Origin of the sequence: Bradyrhizobium yuanmingense (assembly GCF_900094575.1) — a bacterium.
In the GTDB taxonomy this organism is placed as follows: Bacteria; Pseudomonadota; Alphaproteobacteria; order Rhizobiales; family Xanthobacteraceae; genus Bradyrhizobium; species Bradyrhizobium yuanmingense.
In genome coordinates, this window is record NZ_FMAE01000003.1 from 95,776 (window position 1) to 121,581 (window position 25,806).

The following is a 25,806-nucleotide window of genomic DNA, read 5'->3' on the forward strand; positions in this document are numbered from 1 at the left end:
CCCGCTTGAGGCGGGCTCCTCAGGATGAGGTCGGAGTGCGCGGCAGCAGTTTCAACGGGCACTGACGCCGATTTGCCTCATCCTGAGGAGGCGCGTCAGCGCCGTCTCGAAGGACGAGGCGTGCGCGCAGACCGCCGCCACAAGTCATATGCGATAGCCCTGGGGGCGAGCGAGAGAGCGGTGCAGGCCTACTCTCGCGCCACAAACTTCGCGAACGCATCGGCGTAATCCGGATGCCAGCGCGACAATGGCGGGCGGTTCTCGACGATATCGCCGGCCGCCCAGAGCATGCGCTTCTCGTCGAGCACGCGCGGCACGTCATTGTCCGGGCAGAGAATGTAGAAGTCGCCGGCCTCCAGCCGCGCCAGCATGAAATCGACCGTCTGCTCCGGCGTCCAGGCGCCGGCCGGCTTCTCGGTGCGTCCCTTTGCGGTCAGGCCGGTGAAGACGAAGCCCGGGATCAGCAGGTGCGCCGTGACGCGACAGTCATTCGTGTTGCGCAACTCGTGCTGGAGCGCCTCGGTGAAGGCCTTCACGCCGGCCTTGGAGACGTTGTAGGCGGGATCGCCGGGCGGCGTGGTGATGCCCTGCTTGGAACCGGTGTTGATGATGAGGCCGCGCCTGCCACGGGCGATCATGTTTGGCGCGAAGATGCGCGAGCCGTTGATGATGCCCCACATGTTCACGGCGATGATGCGTTGCCAATTATCCGGCGCGTCGAACAACGTGCTGCCGGGCTGAATGCCGGCATTGTTCATGAGGACATCGGTGCCGCCGAACCGCGCGTGGACGGCGCGCTCGAGTTCCGTCACGCTCTCGATCTTGCTGACATCGACGGCCGAGGTCATGACGTTTGCGGCCGATGTTACGGATGACAATTTTGTTGCAGCTTCTGCCAAGCGTGTCTCGTCGACGTCAGCGATACATACCTTCATTCCAGCGCGCGCAAATGCCGCGGCGGCGGCAAATCCGATGCCGGCTGCGCCACCCGTGATCACGGCAACATTGTTCTTGACGATGGCGGGATGTGACATCGAGCGTCTCCGTGGAAAGCCTTCAGCCGAGCTATAGCATGGCAGCGATGCGACCCTGCACAAGTCGGCATGGGAGGTCTTCGTTCCGCGCTGCCTTTACGCCTATCAGGCGCGGCTGTATCCTCGGCGGAACGATCCCGCCCAGATCGAACCAATCAATTCAACTGACAGGGAGTGCAGCCATGGCTGTGTCGCAGGCTATTCCGATCACGCGCCATCCGTTCGCCAACGGGTCCTACAAGCAGATGCTGATCGACGGCAAGTGGGTCGATGCAGCCTCGGGCAAGCGCTTCGAGACCCGCAATCCCGCCACCGGCGAGCTGCTCGCAACCGTCGCCGAAGGCGACAAGGAAGACATCGATTGTGCGGTCGCGGCCGCGCGTCGCGCTTTCGAAGGCCCGTGGAGTAAGGTCAAGCCGTTCGAGCGGCAGAACCTGCTCCTGAGGCTCGCCGATCTCGTCGAGAAGAATTTCGACGAATTGTCGCAGCTCGACACGCTCGACATGGGCGCGCCGCTGAGCCGCACCCGTGCCTACCGCCTGCGCGCCGTCGGCATGCTGCGCTATTACGCCGGCCAGACCACCGCGATCCACGGCGAGACCATCGAGAACTCGCTACCCGGCGAGATATTCTCCTACACGCTGAAGGAGCCGATCGGCGTCGTCGGCGCCATCATTCCCTGGAACGGGCCGCTCACTGCGACGATCTGGAAGATCGGTCCGGCGATCGCGACCGGCTGCACCGTGGTGCTCAAGCCTGCCGAAGAAGCGCCGCTGACCTCGCTGCGCATCGCCGAGCTCGCAATGGAAGCGGGCGTGCCGCCCGGCGTCATCAACGTTGTCCCCGGCTATGGCGAGACCGCGGGGGCGGCGCTCGCCTCGCATCACGACGTCGACAAGGTCGCCTTCACCGGCTCGCATGTCACGGGCCAGTCGATCATCCGTGCGTCCGCCGGCAATCTCAAGCGCGTCTCGCTCGAGCTCGGCGGCAAGTCGCCGGACATCGTGTTCGCCGATGCCGATCTCGACGCCGCCGTGCCCGGCGCGGCGATGGCGGTGTTCGCCAATTCAGGGCAGATCTGCAGCGCCGGAACGCGCCTGTTCGTCGAGCACTCGATCTACGACGAGTTCGTCGGCCGCGTCGCCGAGTTCGGCAAGAAGCTGCAGGTCGGCAACGGCCTCGATCCCAACGTGCAGATCGGGCCGCTCGTCTCGGAGCAGCAGCTCGAACGCGTCACCGGCTATCTCGACATCGGCCAGAAGGAGGGCGCGAAGGCGCTTGCCGGCGGCGGACGGGTCACCGAAGGCGCGCTGTCGAAGGGCTTCTTCGTCTCGCCGACGGTGTTCGCGGGTGTCGAGGACAACATGCGCATCGCGCAGGAGGAGATTTTCGGCCCCGTCATCTCCGCAATCGCGTTCAAGGACATGGACGAGCTGGTCAAACGCGCCAACAACACCACGTTCGGCCTCGGCTCCGGTCTGTGGACGCGCGACGTCAGCAAGGCCCATGCGGTGGCGAAACGCTTGCGTGCCGGCTCGGTGTGGGTCAACTGCTACCAGGCGATGGATCCGGCCGTGCCGTTCGGCGGCTACAAGATGAGCGGCTACGGCCGCGAATCCGGCAAGCAGCACGTCGAGGAATATCTCAACGTGAAGGCCGTCTGGATCAAGACGGCGTAAGGCCGGCTCTCCTTCGCCTCTCCCCGCTTGCGGGGAGAGGCCGGAATTCGCGCAACGCGCGGATTCCGGGTGAGGGGGACTCTCCGCGAGTCCAACTCTCACCGCGATTGCCGAGGCAGCCCCTCACCCCAACCCTCTCCCCGTAAGAACGGGGAGAGGGAGAACAACCACCGCCTTCAGGCGGTCAGTCTCCCTCACAATCATCTGCATCCTTTCAAAGACATCCGGGGACCACATGAAATTCGAAGCCTTGTTCAAGCCGTTGCAGGTCGGTCCCTACCAGCTCGCGCATCGCGTCGCGATGGCGCCGCTAACGCGCATGCGGGCCGAGCGCGACACTTTCGCGCCGCGGCCACTCAACGCCGAATATTACGGCCAGCGTGCGACGAAGGGCGGCCTGATCATCGCCGAAGCCTCGCCGGTGCTCTCGCACGGCCGCGGCAATCCGGCGACACCCGGCATCTATTCGGAGGCGCAAGTCGCGGGCTGGCGCAAGGTGACGGATGCCGTGCACGCCAAGGGCGGCATCATCTTTCTCCAGCTCTGGCATGTCGGCCGCGTCTCTCATTCCTCCTTCCACGGCGGCGAGCTGCCGGTTTCGGCCTCGGCAATTCCGATCAAGGCCGAAGGCATGAAGGCGATGACGGCCGACGGAAAGATCGCCGACTACGAGACGCCGCGCGCGCTGGAGACTGATGAGGTGAAGGGCATCGTCGAGGCGTTCCGGCAGGGTGCCAAGAATGCGCTCGCCGCCGGCTTCGACGGTGTCGAGATCCACGGCGCCAACGGCTATCTGCTCGAGCAATTCCTGCAATCGCGCAGCAACCAGCGCACCGATCAATATGGCGGCGGAATCGAGAACCGCGCGCGCCTTCTGCTCGAGGTCACGCAGGCCGCGATCGACGTCTGGGGCTCGAACCGTGTCGCTGTGCGGCTGTCGCCCTACGGCATCGCCAATGATTCCGGCGAGCCCGATCCGATGCCGCTCTATACCCATGTCGTGAAGGCGCTCGAGAAGCTGGGTTTGGCGTACCTGCATTTCATCGAACCGCGCTCCAGCGGCTCGGGCCGCGCCGAGGTCAACTGGCAGAACGTGCCATCGGCGATGGTGCTGTTCCGTCCGCTCTACAGCGGCGTGCTGATGACCGCCGGCGGCTTCACCGGGGAGACCGCGAATGCGGCGATCGCCGACGGACATGCGGACATCATCGCCTTCGGCCGCATCTTCATCTCCAATCCTGATCTGCCGCGTCGTCTCGAGCACGGCTACCCGATCACGCCGTATAATCGCGCGACGTTCTACAGCGGCGAGGAGAAGGGGTACACGGATTATCCGGTGTATGACGAGCTGACGCCGGCTTGATCTGTCATTCCGGGGCGCGACGAAGTCGCGAACCCGGAATCCATCGGGCCGCATACCTGGACGTGGGATGGATTCCGGGCTCGATGCTTCGCATCGCCCCGGAATGACGAGCTTGCTTCGCTGCGCTAGCAATGACGACGGAGAGACGTCCATGGCCAAAGCCGCAGCCGCCGCAGGGATCGCCACCGGCCAATGCCTCTGCGGCAAGGTCGCCTTCGAGATCGACGTGCCCGCGCGCTGGGCCTGGCACGATCATTCCGCTGCCAGCCGCCGCGCCCATGGCGCGGCCTACGCCACCTATGTCGGAAGCTGGAAGAAGCGCTTCCGCATCACCTCAGGCAAGACCGCGCTGACCCGCTACGAGGACAAGGCGACGAAGATCGCGCGCAGCTTCTGCTCGCATTGCGGCACGCCGATCATGTACGAGCGCCCGCGCGGGCCGCACATGGTCAACATCCCGCGCGCCCTGTTCAACGAGCGCACCGGCCGCCAGCCGCTCTATCACATCGCCATCGAGGAGCTGCAGGAATGGGCCTATACCGGCGAGCCCCTGGTGCCGCTGAAGGGCTTTCCCGGCGTCGTCTGGCAGCGCTCGAAAAGGAAGAAGCGCGCTGGCGGGGACGACCCGTTCGAACTCGGGCGGGAGGAGATGTAGCGCCTCTCCCGCGCAACGCAGCCATGACCGCGCTTCCTTGCGCGTCTGCCAGCATCTCGGCCATCATGCTTTCGGTCCTTGCGGCAACGGTCCGCTCCTGGAGGAAACATGAAGAACAAGATCACCGGCCGCTCCGCCTTTCTCGCGCTGCTCAAGGACGAGGGCATCACGCATCTGTTCGGCAACCCTGGAACCACCGAACTGCCGATCATGCATGCGCTGAAGGACCATCCCGATCTCACTTATGTGATGGCGATGCAGGAGAGCCTGGTGGTCGCGATCGCCGACGGCTACAGCCGCGCTTCGGGCAAGCTCGTCGCCTGCAACGTTCACGTCGCGCCCGGCCTCGGCAACGCCATGGGCTCGCTCTACAACGCCCAGTTCACGGGCACGCCGATGATCCTGACGGCGGGCCAGCAGGAGCAGGGCCACGGTCTGATGGAGCCGGTGCTCTATGGTCCGCTGGTGCGCATGGCCGAGCCGCTGGTGAAATGGGCGGTCGAGGTGACACGGCTGGAGGACCTGCCGCGCATCGTGCGCCGTGCCGCGAAGGTTGCGACGACGCCGCCGACCGGGCCGGTGTTCATCTCGCTGCCCGGCGACATCCTCAACAGCGAGGCCGGGATCGATCTCGGCCGCTCCACCCGCATCGATGCGCGCACGAAACCGTCGGACGAGGCGCTGAAGGCCTTTGCCGCACGCCTGCTCAAGGCTGAGCGTCCCGTGATCGTCACCATGGACGAGGTGGTCAAGAGCGATGCTTTGACGGAGGCGGCTGAACTGGCCGAGCTGCTCGGCGCTGCGGCCTATCAGTCCTCGACGCCCTACGGCTCGCACTTTCTGTCCGAAAGCCCGAGCTTCGTCGGCACGCTCGCGCGCGTGCAGAAGGCCGCGCGCGATACGCTCGCGCCGTACGATCTGCTGATCGCGCTCGGCGGCGATCCGCTGCGGATGTCGGTCTATAGCGAGGTCGACGCGCTGCCTGAGGGCCTCGGCATCGTGCAGATCGGTCTCATCGATTGGGAGATTGCCAAGAACTACGGGGCCGAGATCGCGCTGAAGGCGGATCTGAAGGAAACACTGCGCGCGCTGATCCCGGTACTCAAGGAGATGGGCGGCGCGGCCCTCGCGAGCCGCGCCAAGCAGCGTCTCGCCGAGCTCGCGCCGAAGAACTGGACCGCGCGCCGCGCGGCGCTGGTCGAGCAGATCGGCAAGAGTGCCGGCCGCACACCGATCGATCCGGACTTCCTCGTGCTGCAAATGGTCGAGGCGATGCCTGACAACGCCATCCTGGTCGATGAAGGTCTCACCTCCAGCCGCCAGATCACGGCCCTGCATCCGCATCGCGACCGCTACGGCTATCACGGGCTCGCCTCCGGCGGCATCGGCTGGGGCCTGCCGGCCTCAGTCGGCGCCAGCATTGCCAATCCCGATCGCCCCGTGGTGTGCTTCTCCGGCGATGGCAGCGCGATGTACTCGATCCAGTCGCTCTGGACCGCGGCGCATCACAAGCTGCCGCTCAACGTCGTCATCGCCAACAATGGCGGCTATCGCATCATCAAGCAGCGCCTGCTCGCCTTCCACGGCGATGACAATTACGTCGGCATGGATTTCGTCAATCCGCCGGTCGATTTCGCCGGCGTCGCCAAGGCACTCGGCTGTGAGGCGATCAAGGTCAGCGATGTCAGCGAACTGAAGGCAACGCTGACGTCAGCGTTCAATCGGCCGGGAACCAAGCTGATCGAGGTGATGGTGGACGGGAAGGTGTAGCCCCGCAGTCGTCCCCGCGAAGGCGGGGACCCCATACCGCGTGATCTATCGACTGCGGCTGGTAGGCGTATCGAGCTCCCGAGTCTTCGCCAAACTACTTCCTGTGGTTATGGGTCCCCGCCTTCGCGGGGACGACAGCCTGGCTGTGGCGCGATCTTCCGCCTACCCCTTCTTCCCCACGCGATACTCCGCCGCGGGATGCGGCGCGTCGAGGCGCGCGCGGCCCTCGCCGAACAGTTTTTCCCGCAACGTGCCCTTGGCGTACTCGCTCTTGTACCTTCCGCGCCGCGTCAGCTCGGGCACCAGCATGTCGGCGATATCCTCGAAATCGCCGGGCGAGATCGCGAACGCGACGTTGAGGCCGTCGACATCCGTCGCCTCGAACCATGCTTCGATCTTGTCTGCGACCATCTCGGGCGTGCCGACCACGACCGGGCCAGCGCCGCCGATGCCGACATGCTCGATGACGTCGCGCACGGTCCAGACGCGGTCAGGGTCGGCGCGGGTCACGTTGTCCATCGCGCTGCGGCCGGCATCGTTCTGGACGTGGCGCACCTGCTGGTCGAGGTCGTAGCCGGAGAAGTCGACGCCGGTCCATCCCGACATCAGCGCCAGCGCGCCTTCTGGGCTGATGTGGCGGCGGTAGTCGGCGTATTTTTCCTTCGCCTCGGCTTCCGTCCGTCCGAGGATGATCGTCATCATCGAGAACATTAGGATCTCCGCCGGATCGCGGCCGAGTGCGGCAGCTTCCTGCCGGATCGCGGAGACGCGCGGCGCGATCACCTTGGCTGACGGTCCCGACATGAACACGCACTCGGCGTGCCTGGCCGCGAATTGCCGGCCGCGCGGCGAGGTGCCGGCCTGGTACAGCACGGGCGTGCGCTGCGGCGAGGGCTCGCTGAGGTGAATGGTGTTGTTGATGCGGTAGTTCGCGCCCGCATGATTGACGCGATGAACTTTTGCCGGGTCGGTGAAGATGCCGCGCTTGCGGTCGCGCAGCACGGCATCGTCTTCCCAGCTGCCTTCCCAGAGCTTGTAGACGACCTCCATATATTCGTCGGCGATGTCGTAGCGGTCGTCATGGCCGGTCTGCTTGTCCTTGCCGGCACCGCGCGCGGCGCTGTCGAGATAGCCGGTGACGACGTTCCAGCCGATCCGCCCCTCGGTGAGGTGATCGAGCGTCGACATCCGCCGTGCGAACGGATAGGGCGGCTCGAAGGACAGATTGCTGGTGACGCCGAAGCCGAGATTTTGCGTCACCGCCGCCATCGCCGACAGCAGCAGCAGCGGCTCGTTCGACGGCGTCTGCGCTGCATTGCGCAAGGCTGCGTCAGGGCTGTTGCCATACACGTCATAGACGCCAAGCACGTCGGCCAGGAACAGCCCGTCGAAACGGCCGCGCTCCAGCGTCTTGGCGAGATCGATCCAGTAGGACAGGCGGTTATACTCGGCGGTACGGTCGCGCGGATGGGTCCACAGGCCCGGTGATTGGTGTGCGACGCAATTCATCGCAAAGGCGTTGAGCCTGATCTCTTTGGCCATGCTGGTCCCTCGGCGCCCTGTACTGAGCGCTCTTCGAATGATAGATGTGCGCCCCAACTTTGGCGAAGTTCTTGCATATAATTGGCCCTTGGCAAGGGCCAAGATAGAAGGCTTGCGCTTGGCAAAGCCAAAGTCAGCGTCGCAGCTGTGCCTGGCAAGCCAGTCTCAAGGAAGCAAGAACGAAATCCCAAGAGGACCACGAGAAGAGACCTACAAGAAGCGAACTACAAGAACTATCCGAGTCCCCGCCACTTTCGAAGGCCAACCCGCCTCAGGTAAGGTCCTTCGTCTCACATCTCGAAAAGCAAGCATGACCAGAGCCGACGCCATCGCCCGCGCCCGTGAGGATTTCAAGTCCGGCGCGTTCCTCGCTGAACTCGACCGCCGCGTCGCCTACAAGACCGAGAGCCAGAATCCGCAGCGCGGCCCCGAGCTGCGCGCCTATCTGGAGCAGGAGATGCAGCCGGCTTTCGCCGCGCTCGATTTTTCCAGCCGCATCGTCGAATCCCCGAGCGGCAAGGCGCCGTTCCTGTTCGCCGAGCATCACGAGAGCGCGTCTGCGCCGACCGTGCTGGTCTACGGCCATGGCGATGTCGTCGACGGCATGGAAGGCGAGTGGCGTGATGGCCGGGATCCCTGGCGCACCAATGCTTCCGGGACGCGCCTCTATGGCCGCGGCACCGCCGACAACAAGGGGCAGCACAGCATCAATATGGCCGCGCTGCGTGCGGTGCGCGAGGCGCGCGGCGGTAAGCTCGGCTTCAACGCCAAGTTCATCATCGAGATGGGCGAGGAGATCGGCTCGCCCGATCTCGGCAAGGTCTGCGATCTCCATCGCGACGCGCTCAAGGCCGACCTGTTCATGGCCTCCGACGGGCCGCGCCTCTCGGCCGATCGGCCGACGCTGTTTCTCGGCTGTCGTGGAGGCATCCGCATCCACCTCGACGTGAACTTGCGCGACGGCGGCCACCATTCCGGCAATTGGGGCGGCGTGCTCGCCAACCCCGCGACCATCCTGGTCAACGCGATCTCTACCCTGGTCGACGGCCACGGCCGTCTGCAGCTCGATGCCTTGAAGCCGCCGCGGCTGACCAACCAGATCCGCTCCTATCTCGCCGACGTCGAGGTGGTGCCGACTGCCGACGAGCCGGCGCTGGCCGAAAATTGGGGCGAGGAGGGGCTTTCGGCTGCTGAACGGCTCTACGCCTGGAACACGCTGGAAGTGCTGGCGATGTCCTCAGGCAATATCGAGAAGCCGGCCAACGCGATCCCCGGCCAGGCCAGTGCCGTGCTGCAACTGCGTTTCGTGGTTGGGACCAAGGTTGAAGGGCTGATCGACGCTGTCCGCGCGCATCTGGTCGGACGCGGTTTTCCGATGGTCGAGGTGCGCGCGGCGCAGAGTTTTGCTGCATCGCGCACCGATTTCGACAGCCCGTGGATCAAATGGGCGGCGGATTCGGTGCGAGAGACCACCGGCAAGGCGCCGGCCGTGCTGCCGAATTTCGGCGGTTCGCTGCCCAACGACGTGTTTTCCGAGATCCTGGGACTGCCGACGATCTGGGTGCCGCATTCCTATCCCGGCTGCTCCCAGCATGCGCCCAATGAGCACATCCTGCTGCCATTGACCGAAGAGGCCTTGACGGTGATGGCCGGGCTGTTCTGGGATCTCGGCGAGTTGCCAAAGCCACCGACTGGCCCGTTAACCTGAGCCGATAATCCAGCCGAAAGTTACATTCTAATCCGGCCCGATTTGTGCTTGCATCCGGGCCGCATCATCCGAAAGGGGAAGAAAAACGTGAAACATTTCCGTCACATCGGGCTCGCGCTCGCCGCGACCCTCGTCGTCAGCCAAGCCGGGGCCCAGGAGCTGACCGGCACGCTGAAGAACATCAAGGACACCGGCGCCATCACGCTCGGTTTCCGCGATTCCTCGATCCCGTTCTCCTATCTTGACGACAACCAGAAGCCGGTCGGCTTCGCGATGGACATCTGCTACAAGATCGTCGACGCCGTGAAGAAGGAGCTCAAGCTCGACAAGCTCGAGGTCAAGCTCAACCCGGTGACCTCGGCGACGCGTATCCCGCTGATGGCCAACGGCACCATCGACCTCGAATGCGGCTCGACCACCAACAATGCCGAGCGCCAGAAGCAGGTCGCCTTCACCAACACCCACTACCTGACCGCCAGCCGCTATGTCTTCAAGAAGTCGAGCGGCCTGAAGTCGATCGATGACCTCAAGGGCAAGACCGTGGTCTCGACCGCCGGCACCACCAACATCAAGCAGCTCACCGAAGCCAACGCCGCCAAGGGCCTCGGCGCCAACATCATTCCGGCCAAGGATCACGCCGAAGCCTTCTTGATGGTCGAGACCGACCGCGCGGTCGCCTTCGTCATGGACGACATCTTGCTGGCGAGCCTCGTCGCCGGTTCGAAGAACCCGGGCGACTACGTTATCTCCAAGGATGCGTTCTCCAAGCCGGAGCCCTACGGCATCATGCTGCGCAAGGACGATCCCGCGTTCAAGAAGGTCGTCGATGCGGCCACGGCTGCGCTCTACACCTCCGGCGAGGCCCAGAAGATCTACGATAAGTGGTTCACCCAGAAGATCCCGCCGAAGGGACTGAACCTCAACACGCCGATCTCGGCCGAGCTGAAGAACGAGTTCGCCAAGCCGACGGACTCGCCGAACCCGGACGACTACAAGTAAGCTAAAACCTCGATCTTTCGATCGGGATCATGTCCGGCCACTCTTGACACTGGGGTGGCCGGACATTTGCATAGGCGCTCAAGACGTCCAATGACGGGCGCGTTCGCGCGGGGGACACGTGAACTACAACTGGAACTGGGGAATCTTCTTCCAGCCGAACCCGATGGGGACCGGCACCTACCTCGACATGCTGCTGTCGGGGCTGGCGCTGACCCTCAAGACCGCGGCGCTGGCCTGGGTGATCGCGCTGATCACAGGCTCGATCGTCGGCGTCATGCGCACGCTGCCGTCGAAGGGCGCCAATTGGTTCGGCTTCGCCTACGTCGAATTCTTCCGCAACATGCCGCTTCTGGTGCAGCTCTTCCTGTGGTTTTTCGTGCTGCCGGAAATTCTGCCGAGGGCGGCCGGGCTGTGGCTGAAGCAATTGCCGAACGCGCCGTTCTGGACGGCGGCGATCGGGGTCGGCTTCTTCATGTCGGCGCGCGTAGCCGTGCAGCTGCAGGCCGGCATCTCCTCGCTGCCGCGCGGGCAGAAGATGGCGGCGACTGCGCTCGGCCTGACCACCGTGCAGGGCTATCGCTACGTGCTGCTGCCGATGGCCTTCCGCATCATCCTGCCGCCGCTGACGTCTGAATTCCTCAACACCATCAAGAACACCGCCGTCGCCATCACCATCGGCCTGCTCGAGCTGACCGGACAGGCGCGCTCGATGCAGGAATTCTCGTTCCAGGTGTTCGAGGCCTTCACCGCCGCGACCATCCTCTATCTCCTCGTCAACGCCGTCGTCGTGACCGCGATGCGCTTCCTCGAGCGCTGGGTTGCGATCCCCGGCTACATCACGGGGAAATAAGCGATGCTCGGCAATCTCGATTTCGACGTCATCCGCCGCGCGCTGCCGTATCTGTTCTACGAGGGCATGACGTTCACACTGACGCTGACCTTCCTCGCAGCTCTCGGCGGCCTCATCTTCGGTACGGCGCTCGCCCTGATGCGCCTGTCCGGATTCAAGATTCTGGGCCGCATCGCCGGCATCTATGTCGACTTCATGCGCTCGCTGCCGCTGGTGCTGGTGATCTTCTGGTTCTACTTCCTGGTGCCCTATATCGGGCAGTGGGTGACAGGCGCCTCGCGTCCGATCAGCGTCGGCGCGTTCACGTCCTCGCTCGTCACTTTCATCATGTTCGAGGCGGCATATTTCTCCGAGATCATGCGCGCCGGCATCCAGTCGATCTCGCGCGGCCAGCCGGCCGCGGCGAGTGCGCTGGGGCTGACCTACGCCCAGAGCATGCGCTACGTCGTGCTGCCGCAGGCCTTCCGCAACATGCTGCCGGTGCTGATAACGCAAACCATCGTGCTGTTCCAGGACACCTCGCTGGTCTACGTCCTGTCGATCACCGACTTCCTGGGCGCGGCGAGCAAGGTGGCGCAGCGTGACGGCCGCCTGGTCGAAATGTATCTGTTCGCCGCCGTGGTCTACTTCACCATCTCCTGTATCGCGTCCTACGGCGTCCGCCGCCTCCAGGCGCGCATCGCCATCATTCGCTAGGGCTCCCCGCTCATGATCGAAATCAGCCACGTCAACAAATGGTACAGCCCCACCTTCCAGGTGCTGACCGACTGCACCACCAATGTCACCAAGGGCGAGGTCGTCGTGGTCTGCGGCCCCTCCGGCTCGGGCAAGTCGACGCTGATCAAATGCGTCAATGCGCTGGAGCCGTTCCAGAGCGGCGACATCCTGGTCGACGGCACCAAGGTCAACGATCCCAAGACCGATCTGCCGAAGCTGCGCTCGCGCGTCGGCATGGTGTTCCAGCATTTCGAGCTGTTTCCGCACCTTAAGATCATCGACAATCTCTGCCTGGCGCAGGAGAAGGTGCTGGGCAGGGGGCATGACAAGGCGCAGGCCAAGGGCATGCAGCTGCTCGAGCGCGTCGGCTTGAAGGAGCAGGCGCAGAAATTCCCGGCGCAGCTCTCCGGCGGCCAGCAGCAGCGCGTCGCCATCGCTCGCGCGCTCGCGATGGATCCGATCGTGATGCTGTTCGACGAGCCGACCTCGGCGCTCGATCCGGAAATGGTCAGCGAGGTGCTCGACGTCATGGTCGATCTCGCCCGCGAGGGCATGACCATGATGGTCGTCACCCACGAGATGGGTTTTGCCCGCAAAGTCGCCAACCGCGTCATCTTCATGGACCGCGGCGAGATCGTCGAGGACGCAGCGAAGGACGATTTCTTCGGCAAACCCCGCAGCGACCGCGCGCAGAAGTTCTTGTCGAAGATTCTGTCGCATTAACCCGTCGTCATCCCGGGGCGCGCGTAGCGCGAGCCCGGGATCCATCAAGCGGGGCAGTACCGCGGTGAGATGGATTCCGGGCTCATTCGCCTTGCGAATGCCCCGGAATGACGGATCGTGGGTTTATCCAGCCCGCCAAATCTCCTATACCGGTGGCCAAATCCCTTCCTCCCAGGAGACCTGCCTTGGACTCGATCGCCTACGTCAACGGCTCATTCGTCCCGCTCTCGGAAGCCAAGATCTCGGTGCTCGATCGCGGCTTCCTGTTCGCCGACGGCATCTACGAGGTCTCGGCCGTGCTCGACGGCAAGCTGGTCGACAATGCTTCGCATCTGGCGCGGCTGGAGCGGTCCGTCGGCGAGATCAAGTTGAAGCTGCCGGAGACCATCGAGCGCATCACCGAGCTGCAGAAGGAGCTGATCGCGCGCAACAAGCTCGTGAACGGCCTCGTCTATCTCCAGGTGACGCGCGGTGCCGACAAGGGGCGCGACTTCCCGTTCCCCAAGGCTGACGTCAGGTCGAGCCTGGTGATGTTCACGTCGGAGAAGGACATCATCAATGCCGCGGTGGCCAAGACCGGCATCAACGTCATCACGGTGCCCGACATCCGCTGGGAGCGCCGCGACATCAAGAGCGTGGCGCTGCTGGCGCAGGTGCTGGCAAAGCAGGCCGCGGCGGAAGCCGGCGCCGGCGAAGCCTGGATGCTGCAGGATGGCTATGTGACCGAAGGCGGCTCGTCCACGGCATTCATCCTGACCAAGGACGACGTGATCGTCACCCGCCAGAACTCCAACGCGATCCTGCCCGGCTGCACCCGCAAGGCCGTGATCGCGCTTGCCGAGGAGCGCCAGCTCCGCGTCGAGGAGCGTTCCTTCACGGTCGCCGAAGCGCTCGCCGCCAAGGAAGCGTTCATCACCAGCGCATCCTCCTTCGTGCAGCCGGTGGTCGCCATCGACGGCAAGACTATCGGCGACGGCAAGCCCGGCCCGATGGCGACGCGCCTTCGCGAGATCTACGTGGACTTCGCCAAGGCGACGGCGGTGTAAGCGGCATAGGTAGCTGTCGTAGGGTGAGCAAAGGCGCGCTTGCGCCGTGCCCACGCCTTCTCACGTTTTTGCTGAAGAATGGTGGGCACGCTTACGCTTTGCCCACCCTACGAGACCGTCCGTTGCCGTCGGTTTAAGCCACTGACGCCTTCACCTTCACCGAATGCACGGCGCGGAATGCGATCGCGATCCTGTTCCAGGCATTGATGGCACCGATCAGCATGGTCAGGTTCACCGTCTCCTCCTCGGAGAACTGCGCGCGGACCTGTTCGTAAGTCTCGTCGGGCGCATGCGTCTCTGAGATCAGCGTCACCGCTTCGGTCCAGGCGAGCGCGGCGCGCTCGCGGTCGGAATAGAGCGGGGATTCGCGCCAGGCGTTGAGCAGGTAGATGCGCTGCTCGGTCTCGCCGCGCTTGCGGGCGTCCTCGGTGTGCATGTTGATGCAGAAGGCGCAGCCGTTGATCTGCGAGGCCCGGATCTTGACCAGCTCGATCAGCGATTTCTCCAGGCCGGTCGACTGGATCTGCTGCTCAAGCGCCACCAGCGCTTTGATCGTATCGGGCGCGGCCTGGTAGTAGTTCATGCGGGGCTTCATGGTCGTTCTCCTTTTCTTTGGTTGGGTCAGTGGGCTCCGCCGGCCGAGACTTGGCCGGGCCTCTTCAGAAAGAATACGGCGATGAGAGCGACGATCAGCGCCATTCCGAGCAGGTAGAAAGTATCGCTGAAGGCGAAGATATAGGCCTGCTTCTGCACGGTATGGCCGATCGCGACATAGGCGCGATGCGCGGCGTCCGCACGGTCGAGAACGCCGTGATTGACGAAATATTGCGTGAGCTGCTCGAGCCGCGTTCGTGTGGCCTCCTCGAACACAGAGACCGACTGCATCAGCACGTTGGAGTGATATTGCTCGCGCTTGGACAGCACGGTTTGCAGCAGCGCGATGCCGACGGCGCCGCCGAGATTGCGCATCATGTTGAACAGGCCGGAGGCCGAGCCCGCATTCTCCGCTTCGATGCCTGCGGTCGCGACCGCCGACAACGGCGCCATCACCAGCGCCTGGCCGATGGCGCGCACGATATTGGGCCACAGCAGCTGGTCGGCGGCATAGTCGTTGGTCATGTTGATGTTCATGAAGTTGGATGCTGCGAACAGAACGAAGCCGACGCCGATGATGATCCGCGCATCGAACTTCTGCATCAGGCGCGGCACCAGCGGGATCAGCACGAGTTGCGGCAGCCCGGTCCAGGCCAGCACCATGCCGATCTGCTCGGCATTGTAGCCCTGAATACGCGCCAGATATTGCGGCAGGATGAACACGGAGCCGTAGAGTGCAATGCCGAGCAGGAAGTTCGCGAGCATGCCGAAGCCGAAATTGCGACGCACGAGCAGACGCAGATTGAGCAGCGGCTTCTTCACCGTGAGTTCGATAATCAGGAATGCCGTCAGCGCAACAGCGGCGATGATCGAGAGCTTGACGATGAACGGCGAGCCGAACCAGTCGTCCTTGTTGCCTTCCTCCAGCACGGTCTGGAGCGCGGACAGGCCGATCGCCATGGTGATGATGCCGGCCCAGTCGCCCTCGCGAAGCAGCGCCAGCTTCATCGGCTTGGGCTCGAGCGCGTACCAGAGCATGCCGACCATGATCGCGCCGGGAACCAGGTTGACGTAGAAGATGTATTGCCAGCCGAAATTCTCGGTGAGATAGCCGCCGATGGTCGGGCCGATCGCCGGCGCGAAAGTCGCCGACAGCGCGAACAGCGCAAGGCCGACCGGCTGCTTGGCGCGCGGCAGCAGCATGATGATCAGCGTGAAGGCCATCGGGATCAGCACGCCGCCGGTGAAGCCTTGGATAGCGCGCAGCACGATCATCTGCGACAGATCCTGCGCCAGTGCGCAGGCCGCGGACAGAACCAGGAACAGGATCGCGTTGGTGAGCAGATAGATGCGGATCGAGAACACCTGCGCGAGCCAGCCCGACAGCGGGATGACCACGATCTCGGCGATCAAATAGGAGGTCGAGATCCAGCCGCCGTCGTCGATGCCGGCGCCGATCGCGCCCTGAATGTCCGCGAGCGAGGCGTTGACGATCTGGATGTTCAGCACCGCCATGAAGGCGCCGAGGGTGGCGCCGATCACCGCAATCCAGGTCTTTGTGGACACCGCCGTGGGCGCAGCAGCGGCGGGGAGATTGGCGGAGGTAGCGTTGAGGGCCGGTTGGAGCGTGCCCATGGCTTCAACCCCCATTCGCGCGGGACGTATTGTCGGCAAGGCGCTTGGCCGTCTCGCGCTCGGCCAGCACCGCCTGTTTGGTGTCGACGGTCGGCACCGCGGACATGCCAGGCCGCAGCAAGCCGGTGAGGCTGTGGTCGTCGAGGACGATCTTCACCGGAACGCGCTGCACGATCTTGGTGAAATTGCCGGTGGCGTTGTCGGGCGGCAGCAGCGCGAATTCGAGCCCGCTCGCCGGCGACAGGCTGTCGACATGGCCGCGCAGGCTGATGTTGCGGAAGCTGTCGACGTGCAGCTCGACCGGCTGGCCCGGCCGCACATGGGTGAGCTGGGTCTCCTTGAAATTGGCGACGACGTAGACGGCGTCGAGCGGCACCACCGCCATCAATTGCGTGCCGGCCTGCACGTATTGGCCGACACGCAAGCTGCGGGCGCCGACCGTGCCGTCCACCGGCGCGGTGATCTCGGTATAGGACAGGTTCAGCGCCGCCTGCTGCGCGACCGCGCGGGCGCGTTCGAGCTGGGCGGTGGCCTGGGCGCGCTGGGTGGTGAGCACGTCGACCTTGCGCTGCGCGGCGACGAGGCCGGACTTGGCATGCTGCAATTGCGCGCTGCTGGCGCGCAGCGCCGCGTCGGTCTGCTGCGCGCGCTGGATCGTGCCGGAGCCCGACTTCATGAGGTCGTCGTAGCGGGCGCGCTCCTCCTGCGCGAATTTCAGATTGGCTTCTGCAGCGGCGACGTCGGCGGTGCTCTGTTCAATGATCGGCTGCTGCAGTTCGAGCTGGGCGTCGATGTTGCGGACCGAGGCTTCGCCGGCAGCGACGTCGGCTTTCGCCTGGTCGAGCGCCGCCTTGAAATCGCGGTCGTCGATCTTGGCCAGCAGCTGGCCCGCCCGAACCTTCTCATTGTCGCCGACCAGCACCTTGGCGATGTAGCCGGAGACTTTCGGCGCGACGATCGTGGAGTCCGCCTTCACATAGGCGTCGTCGGTGGATTCGAGGTAGCGGCCGTTGGTCCAGTAATCGTGTCCGTAGTAGGCCATGGTCGCAGTGCCTGCGAGCAGCGCGAGCACCAAGGCCGCGCGCCGGACCCTGTTCCGGGCCGGCATAGCGGGCGGCGCCTTGGCGTAATCGCGCGTGATTTCAGTGGCTTGCTGGAAGGTCTCGGTGCGGGGCATTTCGGACATTGCAGTCTCCTGTCGGCTCGCTGAGACTATCGGTCTTGCTGGCCCGGATGATAATTGGCTAGATTTTGGAAGGATTATCCATTCAAGGTGGATAATCTGACCGGTCACCCTGGTTCGTGATGTCTACCGGGTCAGGCGAGCGGCTACGCAAGCGCGATTGCTGCTGAGGCGCACATCCCAGTCAAGGAAAGCCATGGATCGATTGACCAGCCTCGAAGTGTTCAGCCGGGTGGTCGAGACCGGCGGCTTCTCCGCAGCAGCCCGCAAGCTCAACATGTCGACCACCATGGTGAGCAATCACGTGCAGGCATTGGAAGACCGGCTCGGGGTGCGGCTGCTTCACCGCACCACGCGCAAGGTCAATCTGACCGAGATCGGGAAGGCCTATTACGACCGCTGCGTCCAGATTCTCGCCGATATCGAACAGGCCGACGACATCGCGAGCGAATTGCAGTCGGTGCCGCGCGGCACGCTGCGCATTCACGTCGCCACGCACATGGTGCCGTTCGTCGCGCCGATTGCGGCCAAACTGCTGTCGACCTATCCGGAGCTCAAGATCGATCTGCGCATGGGCGAGGCCGAGGTCGACCTCATCGAGGAAGGCTATGACGTTGCCCTGCGCATGACACAGCCACCGGATTCAAGCCTGATCGTGCGCAGCCTTGCCACCTGGCGCCACGTGCTGTGCTGCTCCCACGATTACATCGAGAAGCACGGCCGGGTGCAGAAGCTCGACGAGCTCACCGGGCACAATTGTGGTCGGCACTTGAACTATCCGTTCGGCGACGAATGGCGCTTCCTCGATCGCAAGGGCACGCCGGCCTCGGTGCGCGTCTCCGGCAGCTTCGTCACCAATAGCGGAGAAGCGCTGCGCGAGGTCGCGCTGGAGGGCGCCGCAATCTGCCTGATGGCGGGGTTCCTCATTCAGGATGATCTCGAAGCCGGCCGCCTCGTGCGCCTGTTGCCGGAATATCGGACGGTCGAGCTCTCCATGAACGCGGTCTATCCACATCGTCATCATCTGTCGGCGAAAGTGAGGACCTTCATCGACCTGCTCGTGCACCACAGCGCCGAGCAGCAGAAGCTGATCAACCCGTATTCATGAGACCTTTCACCGACGGCTCCACGTGCGGCAGAAAGCGTGTTGACAACGCCGAGTTGTCTGCAACAATACAACCTGAGATATGAATGATGTATTTGGGGCCGAGGCAATCGGTTCGATCCATTTTTTTTATTACGTTTCGTCCAGGCCAGGTTTCTAGCTTCTCCTCTTCCATCTGTTGCTCTTCCATGTGTGACGGATCGACCGGCGGCAAGCCGGTCAACGTTCGCTTGCGTGAGAGCTTCGCAAGGGATTGGCGGCATCATCCTGTGATGGAGCTGGATGGCTTGATCTGGCCCGACTGCCGCTCTAGGGAGGCTTCGATGACCATTGCCAGAGCAGGATGGATTGCGACTTTGCTGCTCGGCCTCGTGATGGCGGGGGGCGTGCAGCCTTCTCCTGCTGCGGCCGACGATGCGTGGCCGGTCAAGAACAAGCTGATCGGCAAGGACGGAGGCAAGTCGAAGGATGTCAGCGGCATCGCCTGCACGACCGCTGATGGGTTTCCCCGTTCGTGCCTCGTTATCGACGACAATCTCCAGGGCGCTCAATTCATCGAATTGACCGACGGCAAGCTCGTCGCCGGCAGCCCCGTGAAGTTGATCAACAACACGTTCAATGGCAAGGCGCTCGAACTTGATGGCGAGGGCGTCGCCTTCTCCAAACGGCAGTATTACGTCATCGGCTCGCATGGTCATCCGCGGGACAAGGACCACAAGCTCGACCCCAAGAAAGATGCCGATAAGATTCGGGCCAGGATTGCCGCAAGCAGCCAGATCGTTCGGTTCCGCACGACGGGGGCAGATGGCAATGCGTCGGGCATCGAGCGTACGGGGCAATTGCGAGAGGTCATCGCGGCCGAACCTGCGCTTCTCGAGTTCATGGATATCAGGCTGGAGAAGAACGGCTTGACCATCGAGGGCGTGGCGATCAAGGACGATCGGACGTTGCTCGCGGGATTCCGGGGGCCCGTCTTGAACGACAATCGCGCCGTCGTCCTGTCGGTAGAGATAGACGCGCTGTTCGGTGATCGAAAAAGCACGTCTCACCGGCTGTTCCGACTTCCGCTCGGTGACAACAGGGGTGTACGCGATCTCGCCGCGTTCGGCGATCGCACCCTCATCCTGGCCGGTCCTGGTGCGGACGGGCCGGGAGCCTACGCAATGTATTCTTGGGACGGAGCGTCCGAGACCGTACGGCTATTGAAGGAACTCCCGTTCGATCCAAAGCGAAAGCCGGAGGGACTACTGCCGCTGGGCGCGACTTCCGCCGGATTGCGCGTCCTGATCATATTCGACAGCGATAAGGAAGGTACGCCCACCCCCATCGAAATACCACGATGAACGGGATCGGACCTCCCCTCGCCTTGTCCGGCCGGCCGAACGAACGAGGCGCCACCTTCCATCATTTCCGGAGGGAGTCCGTCAGCGAGCCGGTGGCGGCAAGCGGCCGAACGCAGCCTCGAGCGCCATGCCGATCGCGAGCAGGCGGGAATCGCTACCAGCGGGGCCATCGAGCTCAAGCCCGATCGGCAATCTGCTGCTGGCACCGAGCGCGATCGGGATCTGGATGCCGGGAATCCCGGCATTGCTGCCGGGGTCCGTGTTCTGAATGAACAGGCCGAAATTCTCGAGGCTGCTGGACTCCGGATTGGAGGGGATGGCGACGCGCGGCGTGGTCGGGAAGGCGATCGCATCGAGCCGGTTGTCGGCAAAGCTCCTGGTGTACAGCGCCTGCAGCGCGGGGCGCGCAATCTCGATCGCGGCGTCGTAGATCGGCTTGGCGTCGACCAGGGTGCCGTCGGGACCAGGCAGCTTGCGCGGGATCACCAAGCCGTCATAGGTGCCCTTCACATCGGCGCTGGCGATCTGCTCCGCCAATGCCGCGATGGAGAGGCCGGTGCCGGTGTGCCTGAGATAGGCGACCAGATCGTCATAGGCCTCGTACAGCGCGACGGGAAAGCTGACCTGGGCGTCGAGCTCTGCCAGTTGCGGCATCTCGATCCCGACGACCGTGACGCCTTGCACCTTCATTTTCGCGACGGCTTCCTGGAACGCGGCCTCGGTGTCGGCATCGAGATTGGCCAGCATCGATCTCGCGAGGCCGACGCGGACCTGCGTCAGATCCGCCGGCGCAAGCGCATCGCCACCGGCGATGACGCGGTCGAGCAGCGCGACATCCGCCATGGTCGCAGCCATCGGGCCTGCGGTATCGCGGGTGTGCGAGATCGGTGCGATGCCGTCTTGCGGGTAGCGGCCGACCGTCGGGCGCAGCGAGGCGCATCCGTTCAGGGCGGCAGGCACCCGCACCGATCCGCCGGTGTCCGTGCCGAGCCCGCCGGCGACGATCCGTGCGCCAATCGCCGCCCCCGTGCCTGACGAGGAGCCGCCGGCGATCAAAGTGCGATCATAGGCGTTGCGCACGCCATACTCGGCGCCGGTCTTGAACGCGGTGTTGTAGCCGGAGATGCCGAAGGCGAGCTCGTGCATGCTGGTCTTGCCGATGATGACCGCCCCGGCATCGCGCAGCTTTGTCACGACAGGCGCGTCGGCCTTCGGAATGTAATCCTTCAGCGCCGGTGTGCCGGCGCTGCAGGGCAGTCCCGCGACCTCGATATTGTCCTTGATCACGATAGGTACGCCGCCGAGCGGCTTTGTCTTGTCGCCTGCCGCGTCGAACGCGGCCGCGGCCTTCAAGGCGCCGGCTTCGTCCAGGGTGACAAAGGCATTGAGCTCGGCGTTGGCCTTGGCACGGGCCAGGGCTTCCCGGGTGAGTGCGGTGCTCGTGAATGTCCCGGCGGCGAGGCCGGCCGCGGCCTCCGTCAGTGTCAACTGGTCGAAATCCATGATGCATCACCCGATTGCAGGAGGCCATCAGAGCGCCCCTTAGAGGCTGAAGCGTCCGCGGCGCCGCGTCAACCGGTGGCGTGCATCCTTGCCGGCGATGGCGTGTCCAGTTCGGCGAGCAGCCGCTCGACTTCGGCCTTCACCTTCAAAATCGCGATGTCCTTCACCGGGCCATAGCCGCGGATATCCATCGGGCCTTTGGCGATCGCCACGAGATTTGGCAGATGCGCCGCATCGAGCTCGCCCAGCATCCGATCGACCAGGCCTTCATACCAGGCGATCAGTTCACGCTCGGCGCGCCGTTCCGCGGTGTAGCCGAACGGATCGAACGGCGTTCCACGCAGTGCTTTCAAGCGCGCGAGCATGGCCAGAGGCACCTGAATCCACTGGCCGAAGGCGCGTTTGCGCGGACGTCCCCGTGCATCGCGCCGCGACTTCAGAAACGGCGGGGCGAGGTGGTACTGGATGCTGAAGCCGTCCTCGAATTCACGCTTCAGCTCGTCGAGAAAGCCGCTTCGCATGTGCAGCCGCGCCACCTCGTACTCGTCCTTGTAGGCCATCAGCTTGAACAGGCCGCGAGAGACCGCCTCGGTCAGCGCCTGGCTGTTCAGCTTGGCCTCGGCATTGCGGACCTTTCCGACCATCGCCCGGTAGCGCGCCGCGTAGGCGTCGTCCTGATAGGTCGTGAGGAACTCGGCGCGCCGGGCAATGATCTGGTCGAGCGTCTCGGCTTCAGGTGCCTTGTCCGAGGTCGGCAGAAAATCCGGATCGGCAGCGGCGATCCGGCCCCAGGCAAAGGCCTGCTTGTTGCGCTCGACCGCGACGCCGTTGAGCTCGATCGCGCGGAGCAGCGCCTGCAGCGAAACAGGGACGAGACCGCGCTGCCAGGCAAAGCCCAGCATGATGATGTTGGCGTAGACGGCATCGCCGAGCAGGCGCTCGGCCAGCGCATTGGCATTGAACCTGTCGAGATTGTGCTCGCCGATGACCTGACCGATTGCGCGCAGGCGGCTTGGCGCAGCGAGATCGGCGTCGCGGAAGCGGACCACGTCGCCGGTCGGCATTTCCGCGGTGTTGACGGCGGCACGGGTGCCGCGGCGATATGTGCCTGATGCCTTGGGCGAGGAGCTGACGACGAGGTCGCAGCCGATCAGCGCATCGGCCGCGCCCTGGTCGATGCGAACCTGGTGCAGCGCCTCGGGGCTCGCGGCCAGGCGAATGTAGCTCAGCACAGGCCCGAATTTCTGCGCAAAGCCGGTGAAGTCGAGCACCGAAACGCCGCGGCGTTCCAGATGCGCGCCCATGCCGATCAGCGCGCCGACGGTGATCACGCCGGTGCCGCCGACGCCGGTCACCAAGAGATCGTAGGGCCGCTCGAGCGTTGCGGGCGCGGGCAGGGGTAGTGTGGCGGCGCGGTCGGCCGCGTCGATATGGCTCGCGCTCTTCTTCCGCCGCGTCGCGCCTTCGACCGTGACAAAGCTCGGGCAGAAGCCGTTGAGGCAGGAAAAATCCTTGTTGCAGGCCGACAGATTGATCTGCCGCTTGCGGCCGAACGGCGTCTCCTTCGGCTCGACGCTGAGGCAGTTGGATTCGACCGAGCAGTCGCCGCAGCCTTCGCAGACGAGGTCGTTGATGTAGGCGAAGCGCTTGGGATCGGCCATCTGCCCGCGCTTGCGCCGGCGCCGCTTCTCGGTGGCGCAGGTCTGCTGGTAGATCAGCACCGAGACGCCGGGAACCTCGCGCAGCTCGCGCTGCACGGCATCCATCTCCTCACGCGGATGGATGGTCACGCCGGATGGCAGGTCGGCCGGCCTGAATTGCGCGGGATCGTCCGACACCAGGGCGATGCGCTCGACACCTTCGGCGCGGACGCTGTGGGCGATGGCATGGACGCTGACGGGCCCGTCGACCGGCTGGCCGCCGGTCATGGCGACCGCGTCGTTGAACAGGACCTTATAGGTGATGTTGGCCTTGGCCGCGATCGCCTGCCGGATCGCCATCGAGCCGGAGTGATAATAGGTGCCTTCGCCGAGATTCTGGAACACGTGCTTGCGGCCGGTAAATCGCGATGAAGCAGCCCAGTTCACGCCCTCGCCGCCCATCTGGATCAGCGAGGAGGTCTCGCGGTCCATCCAGCTCGCCATGAAGTGACAGCCGATGCCGGCGAGCGCCTTCGATCCTTCCGGCACTTTGGTCGAGGTGTTGTGCGGACATCCCGAGCAGAAATAGGGCGTGCGCGTCGCGCCGCTGACATTGATCGTTCGCGCGGCTTCCGGCATCAAGGCGGCCGCGCGCGCGGCGAGATTGAGACCCGGAAACATCGGATCGAGCCGGCGCGCGAGCACGTTCGCGAGCGCGCGAGGCGACAATTCGCCGATCCAGGAGATCAGCCGTACGCCGGTTTCGTCGTGCTTGCCGACCATGCGCTCGGGCTTGCTGCCGGGATAGTCGTAAAAATACTCCTTGAACTGGCTCTCGATGATGCCGCGCTTCTCCTCGACCACCAGGATCTCGCGCTTGCCTCTCACGAACTCCATCGCGTCGTGCAGCGCCAGCGGCCAGACCATGCCGACCTTGTAGACGTCGATGCCGATGCGGCGACAGGCCGCTTCATCGAGGCCCATCAGCCGCAGCGCTTCCATCAGGTCGAGATGCGCCTTGCCGGTGGTGACGATGCCGTAGGTGGCGCTGGGGATATCGTAGATGTGCCGGTCGATCGGGTTGGCCTTGGCAAAGGCGTAGACCGCGTGCTTCTTCGCTTCCAGCCGTTCCTCGATCTGCGGGCCCGGCAAATCGGGCCAGCGATAGTGCAGGCCGCCCGGCGGCGGCGTGAAGTCTGGCGTGCGGAAGAGGCGCGGCGGGCGGAGCGCGACGGAGGCGCCCGATTCCACGATCTCGGAGATCGCCTTGAAGCCGACCCACATGCCGGAGAAGCGGCTCAGCGCGTAGCCATATTCGCCGAACGCCAGATATTCGCCGACGTCCGAGGGGTGCAACGTCGGCATGAACCAGCTCATGAAGGCGACGTCGGACTGGTGCGGCATCGAGGAGGAGACGCAGCCATGGTCGTCGCCGGCGACCACCAGCACGCCGCCATGCGGCGAGGAGCCATAAGCGTTGCCGTGCTTGAGCGCATCGCCGGACCGATCGACGCCCGGGCCCTTGCCGTACCAGAGCCCGAACACGCCATCGACCTCGCGGTCGCCTTGCGTCTCGACCTGTTGCGATCCCAGCACCGCGGTAGCCGCGAGGTCCTCGTTCACGGCGGGGAGGAATTCGATGCGGTCCCGCTTGAGCCGCTGCTGGATGCGCCAGAGCTCGAGATCGATGCCACCGAGCGGCGAGCCGCGATAGCCGGAGATGAAGCCGGCGGTGTTGAGCCCGGCCGCACGGTCTCGTCGCGCCTGGTCGAGCGCGATGCGGACGATGGCCTGCGTGCCCGTGAGGAAGACGCGGCCCTCCTCGCGTTCATAGCGATCGGAGAGCTCGTACGTGTCGAGTGACGGAGTGGCGTCCATGGCGGACCTCGCGCGGCATCCTGCCCAGTGATGGAAGGCTATGCCCGGGCCGCTGGTAGGTCTTACCTATTTATCCCTTCTGCTATGGAAATTCGGTACAATTTTGCATGCAGGCGTCCAATCTGGTAGATCTGCTCGAACTGGAGCCTCCCATGATCGAAGAGCAGGACACCCGCATTCTCGCCCATCTCCAGCGAGATGGCCGCGCCACCAATCAGCAACTCGCCGACGGGGTCGGCATGTCCACCTCGGCCTGCTGGCGGCGGGTGCGGGCGCTGGAGGAGAGCGGCGTCATCCAGGGCTATGCGGCGCTGGTCGCGCGCGAACGGGCAGGCTTTGCGATGTCCGCCATCCTCCACGTCTCGCTGGAGCGGCACGATGCAAAGTTCGTCGATGAATTCGTGGCGAGGGTCACCAAGCGCCGCGAGGTGCTGGAGTGTTTTGCGACCACCGGGGACGCCGATTATCATTTGCGCGTCGTCGTGCAGGACATGGCGGCCTACAACCGCTTCCTCGACGAGTTCATGTTCCGCATCCCCGGCATCCGCTACGTCCGCAGCAACGTGGTGCTGAAGGAGATCAAGACCAGCGTGGCGCTGCCGTTTTGAAGGAGGTGCTACGGCACAGCGATATCAACCTCCCGTAAACCAACACAGGCTGCAAAGTGGTAACTGAACATGCCATTCGTAGGCGGTTCGGCGTCGCGGCGGTATTCCGGTCAGTTTTGTCGCGCTCGTTCGCAGCTCGTTCACTTTGATCGACGGTTTGCGCCGCGCAATAACGACCACTTAGGCGATCGCCGCGCATAAAGGTCCCGGGAAAAATAGGCAGAAATGCCT

Annotated in this window: 20 protein-coding genes; 13 read left to right on the forward strand and 7 right to left on the reverse strand. The window is 64.3% G+C overall.

Annotation, left to right across the window (positions count from 1 at the left end; genetic code table 11):
• Positions 1-188: 188 nt before the first annotated feature.
• Positions 189-1,034 carry an SDR family NAD(P)-dependent oxidoreductase gene (locus GA0061099_RS10205; RefSeq protein ID WP_036021036.1) on the reverse strand — a complete coding sequence of 282 codons (846 nt, stop codon included), beginning with the start codon at positions 1,032-1,034 and terminating at the stop codon, positions 189-191.
• A 182-nt stretch (positions 1,035-1,216) separates the two neighbouring features.
• On the opposite strand from GA0061099_RS10205, the gene GA0061099_RS10210 reads away from it, so the two are divergent.
• The 4 genes from GA0061099_RS10210 (at position 1,217) to GA0061099_RS10225 (ending at position 6,501) form a co-directional block, all read left to right on the forward strand.
• Complete coding sequence (locus GA0061099_RS10210) at positions 1,217-2,713, forward strand: aldehyde dehydrogenase family protein (protein ID WP_036021038.1); 1,497 nt, start codon at positions 1,217-1,219, stop codon at positions 2,711-2,713.
• A gap of 235 nt (positions 2,714-2,948) precedes the next feature.
• On the forward strand, positions 2,949-4,076 hold the full coding sequence (locus tag GA0061099_RS10215; protein WP_036021039.1) for an alkene reductase: 1,128 nt from the start codon (positions 2,949-2,951) through the stop codon (positions 4,074-4,076).
• A gap of 151 nt (positions 4,077-4,227) precedes the next feature.
• Positions 4,228-4,731 carry a GFA family protein gene (locus GA0061099_RS10220; protein WP_036021041.1) on the forward strand — a complete coding sequence of 168 codons (504 nt, stop codon included), beginning with the start codon at positions 4,228-4,230 and terminating at the stop codon, positions 4,729-4,731.
• Between the two features lie 108 nt (positions 4,732-4,839).
• A complete protein-coding gene (locus tag GA0061099_RS10225) occupies positions 4,840-6,501 on the forward strand; it encodes a thiamine pyrophosphate-binding protein (RefSeq protein WP_036021044.1) in 1,662 nt (553 codons plus the stop codon).
• A 162-nt stretch (positions 6,502-6,663) separates the two neighbouring features.
• On the opposite strand, the gene GA0061099_RS10230 is transcribed toward GA0061099_RS10225, so the two are convergent.
• Complete coding sequence (locus GA0061099_RS10230) at positions 6,664-8,043, reverse strand: LLM class flavin-dependent oxidoreductase (protein ID WP_036021046.1); 1,380 nt, start codon at positions 8,041-8,043, stop codon at positions 6,664-6,666.
• Positions 8,044-8,353: 310 nt separating this feature from the next.
• Between GA0061099_RS10230 and GA0061099_RS10235 the strand changes: the two genes are divergently transcribed.
• The 6 genes from GA0061099_RS10235 to GA0061099_RS10260 all read left to right on the forward strand — a co-directional run bounded on the left by GA0061099_RS10235 (position 8,354) and on the right by GA0061099_RS10260 (position 14,086).
• Positions 8,354-9,751, forward strand: a complete 1,398-nt coding sequence (locus GA0061099_RS10235) for a M20 family metallopeptidase (RefSeq protein WP_036021049.1) — start codon at positions 8,354-8,356, stop codon at positions 9,749-9,751.
• Positions 9,752-9,838: 87 nt separating this feature from the next.
• Entirely contained in the window at positions 9,839-10,750 is a 912-nt protein-coding gene (locus tag GA0061099_RS10240; RefSeq protein ID WP_036021110.1) for an amino acid ABC transporter substrate-binding protein, read from the forward strand.
• A 118-nt stretch (positions 10,751-10,868) separates the two neighbouring features.
• Positions 10,869-11,600, forward strand: a complete 732-nt coding sequence (locus tag GA0061099_RS10245; protein ID WP_035997279.1) for an amino acid ABC transporter permease — start codon at positions 10,869-10,871, stop codon at positions 11,598-11,600.
• 3 nt (positions 11,601-11,603) lie between these two features.
• On the forward strand, positions 11,604-12,296 hold the full coding sequence (locus GA0061099_RS10250; protein WP_036021052.1) for an amino acid ABC transporter permease: 693 nt from the start codon (positions 11,604-11,606) through the stop codon (positions 12,294-12,296).
• Between the two features lie 12 nt (positions 12,297-12,308).
• Positions 12,309-13,040, forward strand: coding sequence for an amino acid ABC transporter ATP-binding protein (locus GA0061099_RS10255; protein WP_035997285.1), 732 nt, complete (start codon positions 12,309-12,311; stop codon positions 13,038-13,040).
• Between the two features lie 185 nt (positions 13,041-13,225).
• On the forward strand, positions 13,226-14,086 hold the full coding sequence (locus GA0061099_RS10260) for a D-amino-acid transaminase (protein WP_036021055.1): 861 nt from the start codon (positions 13,226-13,228) through the stop codon (positions 14,084-14,086).
• Between the two features lie 133 nt (positions 14,087-14,219).
• Here the strand turns inward: GA0061099_RS10260 and GA0061099_RS10265 are convergent, their stop codons facing one another.
• From GA0061099_RS10265 to GA0061099_RS10275, 3 genes are read right to left on the reverse strand one after another with little or no spacing between them, the layout of a single operon-like run.
• Positions 14,220-14,681 (reverse strand): carboxymuconolactone decarboxylase family protein, encoded by a 462-nt coding sequence (locus GA0061099_RS10265; RefSeq protein ID WP_036021059.1) that lies wholly within the window; start codon positions 14,679-14,681, stop codon positions 14,220-14,222.
• Positions 14,682-14,707: 26 nt separating this feature from the next.
• A complete protein-coding gene (locus GA0061099_RS10270) occupies positions 14,708-16,315 on the reverse strand; it encodes an MDR family MFS transporter (protein WP_036021062.1) in 1,608 nt (535 codons plus the stop codon).
• Positions 16,316-16,319: 4 nt separating this feature from the next.
• A complete protein-coding gene (locus tag GA0061099_RS10275; protein WP_036021065.1) occupies positions 16,320-17,501 on the reverse strand; it encodes an HlyD family secretion protein in 1,182 nt (393 codons plus the stop codon).
• Between the two features lie 193 nt (positions 17,502-17,694).
• On the opposite strand from GA0061099_RS10275, the gene GA0061099_RS10280 reads away from it, so the two are divergent.
• On the forward strand, positions 17,695-18,606 hold the full coding sequence (locus GA0061099_RS10280) for a LysR family transcriptional regulator (protein ID WP_035997299.1): 912 nt from the start codon (positions 17,695-17,697) through the stop codon (positions 18,604-18,606).
• A 320-nt stretch (positions 18,607-18,926) separates the two neighbouring features.
• A complete protein-coding gene (locus tag GA0061099_RS10285) occupies positions 18,927-19,946 on the forward strand; it encodes a DUF3616 domain-containing protein (RefSeq protein WP_158644884.1) in 1,020 nt (339 codons plus the stop codon).
• A gap of 81 nt (positions 19,947-20,027) precedes the next feature.
• Here GA0061099_RS10285 and iaaH read toward each other — a convergent pair whose 3' ends face one another.
• Positions 20,028-21,449 carry an indoleacetamide hydrolase gene (iaaH, locus tag GA0061099_RS10290; protein ID WP_036021070.1) on the reverse strand — a complete coding sequence of 474 codons (1,422 nt, stop codon included), beginning with the start codon at positions 21,447-21,449 and terminating at the stop codon, positions 20,028-20,030.
• Positions 21,450-21,517: 68 nt separating this feature from the next.
• Positions 21,518-24,967 carry an indolepyruvate ferredoxin oxidoreductase family protein gene (locus tag GA0061099_RS10295; RefSeq protein WP_036021072.1) on the reverse strand — a complete coding sequence of 1,150 codons (3,450 nt, stop codon included), beginning with the start codon at positions 24,965-24,967 and terminating at the stop codon, positions 21,518-21,520.
• A gap of 152 nt (positions 24,968-25,119) precedes the next feature.
• Here GA0061099_RS10295 and GA0061099_RS10300 point away from each other — a divergent pair, with 152 nt between their 5' ends.
• On the forward strand, positions 25,120-25,575 hold the full coding sequence (locus tag GA0061099_RS10300) for an Lrp/AsnC family transcriptional regulator (protein WP_036021113.1): 456 nt from the start codon (positions 25,120-25,122) through the stop codon (positions 25,573-25,575).
• Positions 25,576-25,806: the final 231 nt, after the last annotated feature.